11 protein-coding genes and 1 tRNA gene are annotated in these 11,925 nt (G+C 56.9%); 7 read left to right on the top strand and 5 right to left on the bottom strand.

The genetic code is table 11. The features are described 5' to 3' along the window. Positions 1-10: 10 nt before the first annotated feature. From secD to queA, 4 genes are all read right to left on the bottom strand, one after another. Complete coding sequence (gene secD, locus AC5TBW_RS03005; RefSeq protein WP_495510659.1) at positions 11-1,864, bottom strand: protein translocase subunit SecD; 1,854 nt, start codon at positions 1,862-1,864, stop codon at positions 11-13. A gap of 132 nt (positions 1,865-1,996) precedes the next feature. Continuing rightward, on the bottom strand, positions 1,997-2,323 hold the full coding sequence (gene yajC / locus AC5TBW_RS03010; protein WP_007111584.1) for a preprotein translocase subunit YajC: 327 nt from the start codon (positions 2,321-2,323) through the stop codon (positions 1,997-1,999). 157 nt (positions 2,324-2,480) lie between these two features. Beyond that, positions 2,481-3,599, bottom strand: coding sequence for a tRNA guanosine(34) transglycosylase Tgt (gene tgt, locus AC5TBW_RS03015; protein ID WP_495511902.1), 1,119 nt, complete (start codon positions 3,597-3,599; stop codon positions 2,481-2,483). 93 nt (positions 3,600-3,692) lie between these two features. Continuing rightward, positions 3,693-4,724 carry a tRNA preQ1(34) S-adenosylmethionine ribosyltransferase-isomerase QueA gene (gene queA, locus AC5TBW_RS03020; protein WP_495510660.1) on the bottom strand — a complete coding sequence of 344 codons (1,032 nt, stop codon included), beginning with the start codon at positions 4,722-4,724 and terminating at the stop codon, positions 3,693-3,695. Between the two features lie 114 nt (positions 4,725-4,838). On the opposite strand from queA, the gene AC5TBW_RS03025 reads away from it, so the two are divergent. Next, positions 4,839-4,925 (top strand) — tRNA-Leu (locus AC5TBW_RS03025). 109 nt (positions 4,926-5,034) lie between these two features. On the opposite strand, the gene AC5TBW_RS03030 is transcribed toward AC5TBW_RS03025, so the two are convergent. Further along, complete coding sequence (locus AC5TBW_RS03030) at positions 5,035-6,417, bottom strand: glycosyltransferase (protein WP_495510661.1); 1,383 nt, start codon at positions 6,415-6,417, stop codon at positions 5,035-5,037. 196 nt (positions 6,418-6,613) lie between these two features. On the opposite strand from AC5TBW_RS03030, the gene AC5TBW_RS03035 reads away from it, so the two are divergent. The 6 genes from AC5TBW_RS03035 to AC5TBW_RS03060 all read left to right on the top strand — a co-directional run bounded on the left by AC5TBW_RS03035 (position 6,614) and on the right by AC5TBW_RS03060 (position 11,922). Continuing rightward, a complete protein-coding gene (locus tag AC5TBW_RS03035) occupies positions 6,614-7,381 on the top strand; it encodes a helix-turn-helix transcriptional regulator (protein ID WP_495510662.1) in 768 nt (255 codons plus the stop codon). Positions 7,382-7,585: 204 nt separating this feature from the next. Then, complete coding sequence (locus tag AC5TBW_RS03040; protein WP_495510663.1) at positions 7,586-7,942, top strand: RidA family protein; 357 nt, start codon at positions 7,586-7,588, stop codon at positions 7,940-7,942. Between the two features lies 1 nt (position 7,943). Beyond that, positions 7,944-8,885, top strand: coding sequence for a bifunctional Delta(1)-pyrroline-2-carboxylate/Delta(1)-piperideine-2-carboxylate reductase (lhpI, locus tag AC5TBW_RS03045; RefSeq protein WP_495510664.1), 942 nt, complete (start codon positions 7,944-7,946; stop codon positions 8,883-8,885). A 90-nt stretch (positions 8,886-8,975) separates the two neighbouring features. Beyond that, a complete protein-coding gene (gene dctP / locus AC5TBW_RS03050; RefSeq protein WP_495510665.1) occupies positions 8,976-10,049 on the top strand; it encodes a TRAP transporter substrate-binding protein DctP in 1,074 nt (357 codons plus the stop codon). Between the two features lie 56 nt (positions 10,050-10,105). After that, a complete protein-coding gene (locus AC5TBW_RS03055) occupies positions 10,106-10,651 on the top strand; it encodes a TRAP transporter small permease (protein WP_495510666.1) in 546 nt (181 codons plus the stop codon). Further along, entirely contained in the window at positions 10,648-11,922 is a 1,275-nt protein-coding gene (locus AC5TBW_RS03060; protein ID WP_495510667.1) for a TRAP transporter large permease, read from the top strand. The genes AC5TBW_RS03055 and AC5TBW_RS03060 overlap by 4 nt, the downstream gene beginning before the upstream one ends. Positions 11,923-11,925 lie beyond the last annotated feature (3 nt).

The following is an 11,925-nucleotide window of genomic DNA, read 5'->3' on the forward strand; positions in this document are numbered from 1 at the left end:
TCCATGCTTTTCAAATCCATAGCTTTTTGACGGGTTTGCTGCCATAGGCCAAGTTGACCATGGCGCGAGTCACCATCAGAGCGGTGAACAGCGACGTCAAAATGCCGATAGAGAGCGTGACGGCGAACCCTTTCACCGGGCCGGAGCCAATCGAGAACAGGATAACGGCGACCAGCAGCGTGGTGATATTGGCGTCGACGATGGAGGTAAAGGCACGTTCGTAGCCAGCTTGAATCGCCTGCTGAACCGACATTCCATTGCGCAGCTCTTCGCGTATTCGCTCGAAAATCAGCACGTTGGCGTCCACCGCCATGCCCAGCGTTAGCACGATACCGGCAATACCTGGCAGCGTTAGCGTGGCGCCCAGCATCGACATTACTGCGACCAGCAACGTTAAGTTCAGCGCCAGCGCGATGTTGGCAAACACGCCAAACACCTTGTAACGCACCAGCATAAACAGCACGACCAGCAGCAAGCCAATCTGTACCGAGAGCAGGCCTCGCTCGATGTTCTCAGCGCCCAGGCTTGGCCCAATCGTGCGCTCTTGCACGAAGTAGATGGGGGCAGCAAGGGAACCCGAACGCAGCAGCAGCGCAAGTTCAGCGGCTTCCGTCGGGGAATCGAGGCCCGTAATACGGAAGCTGTTGCCCAGGGCACTTTGAATCGTGGCCAGACTAATCAGGCCGCGCTCAACGTAAGGCTCACGCTCAATGGTCTCTTCCCCCGTTTCCGGGTCGACCACCACGGTGTCTTCACTCTTGTGCTCGATGAACAGCACCGCCATATTGCGGCCGATATTGGTGCGCGTGGCGCGGTTCATCAGCGTGCCGCCAGTGCCGTCCAGATCAATGTTGACCTGCGGGCGGCCATTCTCATCGAAGCTGTTGCTGGCGCTGGAGACGCTATCGCCGGTAATGATCACATCGCGCATTAGCTCGGCTGAGCGCGCAGGTTCATTACGAAAGGTAAGGGTTTCCGTTTCGTTTTCCGGCGTGTCGTTGCGCGCTTCCAGGCGAAATTCCAGGTTAGCCGTCGCGCCGACAATGCGCTTAGCCGCCACGGTGTCTTGGATGCCGGGCAGTTCTACGACAATTTGGTTGGGGCCTTGGCGCTGCACCATGGGCTCCGCGACGCCCAGTTCGTTGACCCGGTTGCGCAGGGTGGTCAAGTTCTGATTGATCGCGTAATCCTGAATTTCATTCACCGACTGATCGCTAAGCGTCATAACCAGCGTTGAAGCGCGGCCATCGCCTTCGCTGCTGTATTCAAACTCAGGAAAGTCACGGCTGATCAGGCTGCGCGCTGTGTCGCGGTCTTCGGCGCTGGCAAAATCGATCGACAGCGAACGCTCTTCGATATCGGTATTACGATAGCGAATCCGCTCGTCCCGCAGCAGTTCACGCATGGCGCTAGCGTTGACTTCCAGGCGCTGGGTCAGCGCGGCATCCATATCCACTTCGAGCAGGAAGTGCACGCCACCGCGCAGATCAAGACCCAGCGTCATGGGTGAGGCAGAAAACGCCTGCAGCCATTCGGGGGTTGCTTCAGCGAGGTTGAGGGCTACCGTTGCGTCATTGCCCAATAGGTCGGTGGCGATGTCGCGTGCAGGGAGTTGATCGTCATCGTGACGCAAACGAATAAGCCACTGCCCGTTCTCTTCTTCTAGGGCTTTGATCTCAATATCGTTTTCACTGAGCGCGGTTTCCACGCGTTCAATCTGACGCTCATCCAGCGAATCGCCTTGGGCGCTGCTAATTTGGATGGCGGGGTCTTCGGGGAATAGATTGGGAAGCGAGTAGATAAGGCCAACCACCAGGACGACCAGTATCAGTAGATACTTCCACAGGGGGTAACGGTTGAGCATGCAAGCCCTGCCTTCAATTACAAACGGAACGCTGTGCACGGCCACGCCGCGCACAGCAAAGTTCACCATCATTCATACCATGTCACCCCTGCCGGGGTGGCTGGCACTGGCTCGGCAGGGGTAGGGCAAGGTTTAGATGGACTTGATGGTGCCTTTAGGCAGTACGGCGGCAACGGCGTTCTTCTGCACGTTAACTTCGGTGCCTTCAGAGATCTCGATGGTCAGGAATTCGTCGCTCACCTTAGTGATACGACCCACCAAACCGCCGCCAATAACGATCTCATCGCCTTTGTCCAAGTTGGTGACCAACTGCTTGTGCTGCTTAGCGCGTTTGGCTTGCGGACGCCACAACAGGAAGTAGAAAATCAGCACGAAGCCGACCAGCATGACGATTTGCGCAATACCACCGCCTGCGGCGGCTTCTTGGGCATGGGCTGGTGAGATGAAGAAATCCAGCATTGTAGAGAGCTCCTGAGTTAGAAAAAGCTTAGGTTTTTAAAGGCTTAGGTTTTGAAAAGCTTGGTTATAAAAGCCTGGTTATTAAAAGCTTGGTTCAAAACATAGTCGAACAGTTTAAACCACGCACCAGAGCGCGTGGCGATTAATTCGCTAGATTTTAGGTAGCAAGGGGAGGCACTGGCAGGCCGCGCCGTGCATAGAAGCCTTCCACAAAGGTCGTCAATGTACCCGCTTCAATTGCCGCGCGCAAATCAGCCATCACACGCTGGTAGTAACGCAAGTTGTGGATGGTGTTGAGCATTGAGCCGAGCATTTCATTACAGCGGTCTAAGTGGTGCAGGTAGCCCCGCGAGAAACTCTTGCAGGTATGGCAATCGCACTCTTCATCAAGTGGGCGAGTGTCAAAACGGTGCTTGGCGTTACGAATTTTGACCGTGCCTTCCGAGGTAAACAGGTGGCCGTTACGCGCGTTGCGGGTAGGCATCACGCAATCGAACATATCCACACCCCGGCGCACGCCTTCCACCAGGTCTTCGGGTTTGCCGACACCCATTAAATAGCGTGGCTTTTCATCCGGCATCCACGTGGGCAGGTAGTCGAGCACCTTGATCATCTCTTCTTTCGGCTCGCCCACTGAAAGCCCGCCAATCGCCAAACCATCAAAATCAATTTCTAATAGCCCTTTGAGCGAGCGTTCGCGCAGCTCAGGGTGCATGCCGCCCTGGATGATGCCGAATAGCGCGGAAGGGGAGTCGCCATGGGCCTCCCGCGAGCGTTTGGCCCAGCGCAGCGACAGCTCCATGGATTTCTCGGCTTCCTCAAAGGTGGCCGGGTAGGGCGTGCACTCGTCAAAGATCATGACCACATCGGAGCCCAGCGAACGCTGAACCGCCATGGACTCTTCCGGGCCCATAAAGACTTTGCTGCCATCCACCGGCGAGCGGAAGTGCACGCCCTGCTCGGTGATCTTGCGCGTTTTGCCTAGGGAAAATACCTGAAAGCCGCCAGAGTCGGTCAGAATCGGTTTGTCCCATTGGGCGAAGTCATGCAGGTCGCCGTGGGCTTCAATCACCTCGGTGCCGGGGCGCAGCCACAGGTGAAAGGTGTTGCCCAGGATGATTTCGGCACCGATCTCTTTGATGGAGTCGGGCGTCATGCCTTTCACTGTGCCATAGGTGCCTACTGGCATAAACGCCGGAGTCTCCACTGTGCCACGGGGGAAGTGAAGGCGGCCACGGCGGGCACGGCCATTGTCGGCCAAGCGCTCAAAGCGCATAAAGCATTCGTTTCGCATATAAAGTAACTCGTTAATCTCGTTCGTTTGGCGCGGCGGGTGCAGGGCAAGCGGGTCAACAATCAGCAACAATACCTAGCGGGTCAACAGCATGGCGTCGCCATAGCTAAAAAACGCATAGCGCTCGGCCACTGCCCGTTTATAGGCGTGCATGATGGTGTCATAGCCCACAAAGGAGGACACCAGCATCAGTAACGTTGATTCAGGCAAATGGAAGTTGGTAATTAAAGCATCCACGCAGCGCCACTGGTAACCGGGGTAGATGAAAATGTCGGTATCGCCACTATAAGGCGCGATCTGCCCGTCGCTACTTTTCATGCAGGCGCTTTCCAGACAGCGCACGCTGGTGGTGCCCACTGCCACCACCCGCTTACCGGCTGCCATGGTCTCGCGCACTTGCTGGCAGGTGGCTTCCGTGACCTCTATCCACTCGCTGTGCATATGGTGTTCAAGGATGTTGTCGACGCGCACCGGCTGAAAGGTGCCCGCGCCTACATGCAGGGTGACAAAGGCACGGTTAATGCCTTTATCTGCCAGTGCATCCAGCAGCGGCTGATCAAAATGCAGCCCAGCGGTCGGCGCCGCAACGGCGCCGTCACGCCGGGCATAGACAGTTTGGTAGCGTTCACGGTCGCTAAGCTCGTCTTCGCGGGTGATATACGGCGGCAGCGGCATATGGCCGTGTTTTTCGAGCAGCGCGATCATCGGCGTATCGCCTAAAAAGCGCAGCTCGAATAGCGCGTCACGGCGGCCTTCTACGATGGCGTGAACATCACCTTCGAAAATCAGCTCGGTGCCGGGCTTCGGCGATTTACTCGAACGAATATGCGCCAAACCGCGGTGGGAATCCAGCGGGCGCTCCAGCAGCATTTCTACCTTGCCGCCACTGGCCTTATGGCCGTGCAGGCGCGCCGGAATCACCCGGGTGTCGTTAAACACCAGCAGGTCGCCCGGCTCAAGAAGCTCAAGCAAATCAGGAAAGCGGCGATGTTCCAATGCACCGCTCTGGCCATCCACGCACAGCAAACGGCAGTCGCTACGCTGTTCAGAAGGGTAGCGAGCAATTAATTCGTCGGGTAGCTCGTAATGAAAATCCGCGCGCTGCATGGCGTATAACTCTTAACGTTGATCAAACAGGCGGCATAGGATAGCGCTTTGGCTGCATAAAGTCAGGCAATGTGATTGACCTACCTAGAAATTTACGTATACTACGCACGCATTGCCGGTATGGCGGAATTGGTAGACGCAGCGGATTCAAAATCCGCCGCCTTTACGGGTGTGCCAGTTCGAGTCTGGCTACCGGCACCAAACATTAAAAATCAGGCGCTTAGGCGCCTTTTTTTGTGTCTGCGATTTGAGTTTTTCCCTTCCCCAATCCCTGAATGTGTCCACAAAGTGTCAACGCAGATTTCGGTGCTTACTTTCTCGCATTAACCAAACGCTCAGCCGCAATATGTCGATAAAGAGCTACCAACTCCTCGCTCTTGGCATCTTCATGCCAACTCGCGGCGTAGGTCTGGGCGCGCTCGGCAATTTGTTGGCGCAGGGTTTCATCGCTTAATAGGCGGTTAACCTTGGCGGCGAAGTCGTCATGGTTATCCTCGACGATCAGGCAGCCTTCTCCCTCTTTTAGTACATCCATTGTACCCATCATGGCGGTGGAGACCACTGGGGTGCCCAGGGCCATCGCTTCCAGCAGGACGAGTCCTTGGGTTTCAGTGCGTGATGCAAATACAAAAACGTCGGCGGCGCGGTAGGCGGCTTGCAGCGGGCCGTGGCGATCGAGATAGCCAAGGAACAGCACCGATTCTGTCACGCCAACTTCCTGGGCGTGCCGGACAAGCGATTCATGGGCGGGGCCTTCGCCGGTAATGATCAAACGGGTAGTGGGGTGTTCGGCTAATACCTTGGGCAGCATATCGATCAGAAAATCGATGTTCTTCTCGAAGGCGGCGCGGCCGACATAGAGCAGCAGGCGTGCATCTGTAGGCAGATCATAATGAGCACGAAAGTCGCTATCATCCTGGGCTCCCTGAGGATGGCAGAACGATTCCAATGCCAAGCCAGTGGCAATGACTGTGATGGGCGTCGCCACACCGTAGTGGGTAAGGGCTTCTTGAATTGCTCGTGAAGGAGCGACCAAGGCATCTAGCTGCTGGCACTGGTGCACCGAAAGCCTACGTGCTGCAAGGCGCAGCCAGCGTCGCGGAAGCCAGCGGATATAGTGATGAATGTACTCCTCAAAAAGCGTGTGATAGGTCGCCACCACCGGTAGCTCAAGTTGGCGCGCCAGCGCCACGCCGGCATAGTGCGCCGTAAAGGGCGTGTGGATATGAATAAGATCAAAGGTTTCAGCGGCAAGCTCCGGTGCCAGGGCGATCAAGTCCCGATAGCGCATCATGCGATCCTCTGGATCGCCGGGTACATGGCGGGAAGGAATACGCAGCACGCCCGGCTCGTCTACTTGGCCCACGGGATAGTCAGGGCAGATCAGCGTGGCAGAGTGTCCCAAACGCTCAAGGGCACCACGGAAGCTGGCAATGGAAGTAGAAACCCCATTGACGCGAGGAAAGTAAACATCCGAAATCATGAGTATTTTCATACCCTCCAGCGGCATCGCAGTGGCGAGTGTCGTCGAGTGAAACCGCGTTAATACTGATGTCAGTCGCGCCTCACGCTCTGCTTCACGCTGCTGGGTTATGGCGTTGCCATTGGCTAGCCGAGAAAGGGCTTGAGAGAGTGCCGCGATTTCTGATTCGCTGAGAGGGTGATTAAAAGGGTGGCGTCGACGCTGTGGCATTTTGTTTGGCCTCTTATGACAGCTGAAGAACACGCTATCCTGAGTCCATGACTGGCTAATGACAGCAGTGCTCTTAGTGCATGCCCGTTCACCTTCCCGGCATAGCACTAGCCCACAGTTGGCTGGGTCCTCGCTTTTTGTTGCTTAGCCGTTTTATAGTGCTTAAATAGCATTCGACGTACAGACGGTACCCACCATGGCCCTTTTTGAGCTACATAGCCGCAACTTGGCCCAAGAGCAGGTGGCCCATACCCACGATTTCCATCAGCTGATTCTGGCCACTTGTGGCGTGACGGAGCTATCGATGGAAGGCCAGGGGGAGCGGGTGACCGCTCGCCGCGGGTGCTTGATTCCTTCGTCGCGTCATCATGAGTACCAAGGCGATGGCAGTAACCGCACCTTGGTGTTGGATATTCCCGTTGCGCACTTGGCGTCGCTTGAAAAAGGCAGCGAGATTGAGCGCCTGTTTGATAAGCCGCGCTTTTTCAGCGTCCCCCCCGCGTTAAACCAGCTTACCCACGCCCTGGCGAATCAGCTTGAGCAGTGCCCCGCGCTGCAGAATGAAATCGCGATTCTGCTGTTACGCGCGCTGACCATGTATCTGCATGATGCCACTCCCTCCACAGTTGGACAGTTGGGCCAACACTGCATCAGCGAACGTCTCGACCTTGCCCGTCTGGATGCTTGGTTGGATCAGCATCTGGCTGACGAGATCCGTGTCGAACAGCTGGCCGCGCTGTGCGCCTTGAGCCCAGGGCACTTTCACAGCTGCTTTCGCGAGCTGACCGGTGTAACGCCGCTGGCCTATGTGCAGCGCAGGCGTTTAGAGCATGCCCGCACCTTGGTTCGCCATAGCACGCTCAGTTTGGGGCATATCGCCATGCTGGTCGGCTTTCGCGACCAAGGCAGCTTTTCCCGCGCCTATCGGCGTTATTTCGAGATTGCTCCTTCTTCAGACCGTTAGGCCTTTCTGCAGATTGTTAGCCCCCCACCTGACCGCTAGCCCCTCCCTGCACCGTTAGTGCTAAAATTTTCTTGCCTGCATGACTTGCGGGCAAATCTACCTCAGCTTCGGGCAAGTAATTTGCCTGCTAGCGCTTTAGTCTTTGACTAATCCCTCATATCAAGACGATTTATATCAGCAGCACCGCTTTCAAGGAGCAACACCATGGGCGTTACCTATCAAGACAGCAATGCACGTATGAGCCAAGTGGCGATTCACAACGGCACCGTTTACCTCGCAGGCCAGGTTCCCCCTGATGCCACGGCGGATATGCGTGGCCAAACCGAGCAGTTGCTGGCGCGCATTGATCAACTGCTCGCCCAGGCGGGTACCTCGAAAGAGCACCTGATTTCAGCGCAAATCTGGGTCACCAGCATGGCGGAGTTCGACCAAATGAACGCTGCTTGGGACGCCTGGGTTGTGCCCGGTCGCCCGCCCGTACGTGCAGCGCTGGAAGCCCAGCTCGCCAAGCCCGAGTGGAAAGTTGAAATTATGGTGGTAGCCGCGCTGCCGGAGGCCTGATATGCGGGTTGTTTCTGCCGAAGAGGTCACGCGCCACCTGACGTGGGATGGCTTGATCAAGCGGCTACATACAACATTCGTGAACGGCGTGGAGTCACCTCCGCGCCATCACCACGCGATGCACCGGCCAGATGGCGAAGCCACTATGCTGCTAATGCCCGCCTGGGAAGCGGCGGGCTATATCGGCGTCAAAATGGTCAATGTGTTTCCGCAAAACGCCGACCATGGTATTCCGGCGATCTCTGGGCTCTATTTGCTCAGCGAGGGCAAACACGGCCAGCCGCTGGCCTGCATCGATGGCAGCGAGCTAACCCGGCGTCGCACGGCGGCGGCCTCCGCACTGGCCGCCCAAGCCTTGGCCAATGAAAACGCAGAGACGCTGCTGGTGATGGGCACGGGCAAGTTGGCGCCCATGGTGATCGAGGCTCACGCCAGCGTGCGTCCCATCAAACGCGTGCTGATCTGGGGTCGCAATCCCAGCAAAGCGGCAGCGATTGCTGACGAGTATGCAGAACGCTTTGAGACCCACGTGGTGGAAGACCTGGCGGATGCCGTCGCAGAGGCGGACATCATCAGCTGCGTAACGCTATCCCATCAGCCGCTGATCAAGGGCGAATGGCTGACGCCTGGCACCCACTTGGATCTGATCGGCGCGTTTCGCCCGCAAATGCGCGAAACCGATGCGCTATGTCTGCGCCGCTCAGAGGTATTTGTGGATACCTACGCCGGTGCCAAAGGCGAAGCGGGCGATATCCTACAAGCCATTGAGGAGGGCGAATTCCAGTTCGACCAGATTCAGGCCGAGCTTGCCGAGGTGCTAAGCGGAACTAAATCGGGACGCTCTGCTCCGGAGGCCATCACGTTGTTCAAATCGGTTGGCGCTTCGCTGGAAGATTTAGCCGCTGCGATAGAAGTGTGGGAGTCGCTGCCCGAACAGTCATAACGATTGCCATAACAACAACACCATCGATACCCGGTGGGTAGCCACGTCACTCATAACGAAGACCGACCAATAATCAAAACGAGGTGTGTTATGAACGCTAAAAAATCAGTCTTTTTCGCCGCCTTGGCGGCACTTCCACTAGCCATTGCCAGCGCCAATGCCCAGGCGCAATCCTATGAAATGGTGATCGCCACGCAGTTGCCCGAGGATATGAGTAATAACGAGATCTATCCGGCGCTGGTGCACTTTAAAAACTTGGTAGAGGCGCGCACCGACGGGGATCTTGAGGTCACCATCTTCGGCGGCGGCCAGCTAGGTTCCGAGGTGGAGAACGGCTCGGAAGTGCAGGGCGGGCGTACGCTACAGTCAACGATTATGTCCGCCGGGGCGATGTCCTCCTTCTACGAAGACTACCAGGCCGTCACCGCACCCTTCCTGTTCACCAACTGGCGTCAGGCGTGGAGCTTCTTTGATAGCGAGTGGTTCGCTGACTTTATGTCCGGCACCATCGAAGACGCCGATTTGCGCTACTTGGGCACCTTCGACGATGGCGGTGGTTTTGTCGCCTTCACTAATAACGTGCGCTTGATCAAGACCGTTGACGATTTAGAAGGTCTTAATATTCGCACCGAAGAGAACCCCGCTCACGTGGCGATAATGCAATCGTTAGGTGCTTCGGCCACACCGCTGCCGTGGGGTGAGCTGATTACCGCGTTGGAAACCGGCCTTGCCGATGGGCAGTTCAATGCGCCGGTGCTCAACACCACCTTCAATTTTGATGCGGTCACCGACTACACCACGCTCACCGGGCATGTGTATAACAGCGCCCCCTGGGTGGTCAGCGAGTCGTGGTACCAATCGTTGCCCGAAGAACATCAGCAGGCGGTGATTAGCTCCGCGCGGGAAGCGATTCAACTGAGCCATGGTATGTCGGGCGCCCTGGCTACCGCGAGTTGGGTGGAGTCCTGTGAACGCTTCGAAGAGTGCTACCTGATGCCCGACGCCGAGCGCGAGCGGATGGCGGAAATCGCCCGTCCCGCCTGGCAGGAGTGGATCGTCGATGACTTCGGCATGGACGAAGCCCGCGTACAAGGGCTGCTTGATGAAGTCGAGCGTGTCGGCCAGCAGTTGGCAGAAGACGACTACCGCATTTATGGTCAATAACGGTTAGCGAACGATAAACGCTGGGGCGATGTGAGGCCCCAGCGTGAGGAAAAACCATGGGCGTTTTAACTCCTTTGCGCCGCGTGAGCGACCTCGTCAATCAGGTGGCTATCGTGGTGTGTGTGGGCTGTATTCTGGCAATGCTGGGCATCTCGTTCACGGCGTTTCTCTACAAGCTGATCACCGGCAGCACGCTGAGCTGGACCTACTCGCTGGCGCGGCTGTTTCTGCCCTGGATCGGCTTTCTTTCCATGACGATTTCGCTGCGCTATGGCGAGCACGTCGCCATGACACTACTGGTTCGCAGTTTGCCCCGCGTGATGGTGCAAGTGGCTGCCGGGTTATGCCTGGCGGTGATTGGCTTATTTGCGCTAATGCTGACGTGGTACGGCTGGGACTACTTCAGCAGCGCCACCCAGGTGTATATGGTCTCTGACCAAATCCGCATTCCCAGCAAGTTCACTGCCATTGTCATACCCATTAGTGGGGTGATTATGCTGCTGCATCTGGTGCATGGCTTTGCCCTACTGGAGCACTTCATCGATGAGCAGGACGTGATTGGCGGACTCATCGACACTACTGACGGGGAGCACCGCTCATGACCCCTGCAATTATTGCGTTTGTCGTGCTGCTTTTTATCGGCGCGCCGGTAGCCGTGGTGATGGCCATGTCGGGGCTAGCGGGTGGCTTTGCCATGGGCGGCGAGCGCATGCTCGGCATCATTGCCGACCGAATGTTCTCCGGCGTCTCCGGCTTTCTGCTGATTGCCGTGCCCTACTTTATTTTTACCGCTGAGCTGATGAACCAGGGCGGACTAACCCATAAATTGATCGCCTTCAATAATGCGCTGTTCGGCCGGGTACGCGGATCACTCTCCCACGTGAATATCTCGGTCTCCGTGTTCTTTGCGGGCCTCACCGGCGCAGCGGTCACCGATACCGTGGCCATCGGCAAGATCATGATCCCCGAAATGAAAAAGCAGGGCTACGATGCCGAATACGCCGCGGCGGTTACCGCCTGCTCCTCTATCATCGGGCCGATTATTCCCCCCAGCGTGGTGATGGTGGTCTATGCCACGCTGCTGCGCGATATTTCGGTGATTGACCTGTTTGCCGGTGGCATTATTCCCGGCCTGTTGATGGCGCTGGCCCTGCTGGGCGTCAGCTTCTTTTTGGCCTGGAAACGCAACTACCCGAAACAGGCGCCGACGCCGTTTAAGATGGCCTTGATGTCGTTTGTGCTGGCGCTGCCCGCCATGGTGGTGCCGCTGATTATTCTCGGTGGGATTCTCTCGGGGCTCACCACGATTACCGAAGCCTCGGGCTTTGCGGCGGTTTACGCCATTGTGATTGGCGTGGTCTTCTACCGTAATCTTACCTGGCGCAAAATTTGGGATTCGCTGGTGACCACGGTGCGCTTCTCCGGCGTGGTGTTTTTCCTGCTGGCAACCTCGGCGGTATTGGGCTGGTTCGTTACTCGCTCGGGCATCGCCAGGGATGCGGCCAGCATGATCACCACTTTTAGCGATGTGGCCTTTGTGCAGTTGATGCTGGTGTGTCTGCTACTCTTGATGATTGGCACAGTGATGGACGTGCTGCCTGCCCTGGTGGTCATTGCGCCCGTGCTGGTGCCAGCGATGATTCAGCTTGGGTTTGATCCGCTTCACTTCGCGATCCTGATGATCGTGGTGCTCAATATCTCCAACGTGACACCACCAGTGGGGATGACGCTGATGACCGCCGCACGAATAGCCGAGGTGCCTTATGAACGGGCAATCGTGGCCTCGCTGCCGTTTTACGTGTCGTTTCTGGTAGTGATTGTGTTGCTGGCGGCGTTCCCAGCGCTCTCCACCTGGATTCCTTCTTTACTCTAACGG

The organism is Vreelandella sp. ssv (assembly GCF_059448525.1).

Bases quoted from the DNA above. Each gene is read 5' to 3' on its own strand.
- dctP (WP_495510665.1), top strand. From the start codon at position 8,976: ATGAACGCTAAAAAATCAGTCTTTTTCGCCGCCTTGGCGGCACTTCCA.
- tgt (WP_495511902.1), bottom strand. From the start codon at position 3,599: ATGCGCTTTGAGCGCTTGGCCGACAATGGCCGTGCCCGCCGTGGCCGC.
- secD (WP_495510659.1), bottom strand. From the start codon at position 1,864: ATGCTCAACCGTTACCCCCTGTGGAAGTATCTACTGATACTGGTCGTC.
- AC5TBW_RS03030 (WP_495510661.1), bottom strand. From the start codon at position 6,417: ATGCCACAGCGTCGACGCCACCCTTTTAATCACCCTCTCAGCGAATCA.
- queA (WP_495510660.1), bottom strand. From the start codon at position 4,724: ATGCAGCGCGCGGATTTTCATTACGAGCTACCCGACGAATTAATTGCT.
- AC5TBW_RS03060 (WP_495510667.1), top strand. From the start codon at position 10,648: ATGACCCCTGCAATTATTGCGTTTGTCGTGCTGCTTTTTATCGGCGCG.
- yajC (WP_007111584.1), bottom strand. From the start codon at position 2,323: ATGCTGGATTTCTTCATCTCACCAGCCCATGCCCAAGAAGCCGCCGCA.
- AC5TBW_RS03055 (WP_495510666.1), top strand. From the start codon at position 10,106: ATGGGCGTTTTAACTCCTTTGCGCCGCGTGAGCGACCTCGTCAATCAG.
- lhpI (WP_495510664.1), top strand. From the start codon at position 7,944: ATGCGGGTTGTTTCTGCCGAAGAGGTCACGCGCCACCTGACGTGGGAT.
- AC5TBW_RS03035 (WP_495510662.1), top strand. From the start codon at position 6,614: ATGGCCCTTTTTGAGCTACATAGCCGCAACTTGGCCCAAGAGCAGGTG.
- AC5TBW_RS03040 (WP_495510663.1), top strand. From the start codon at position 7,586: ATGGGCGTTACCTATCAAGACAGCAATGCACGTATGAGCCAAGTGGCG.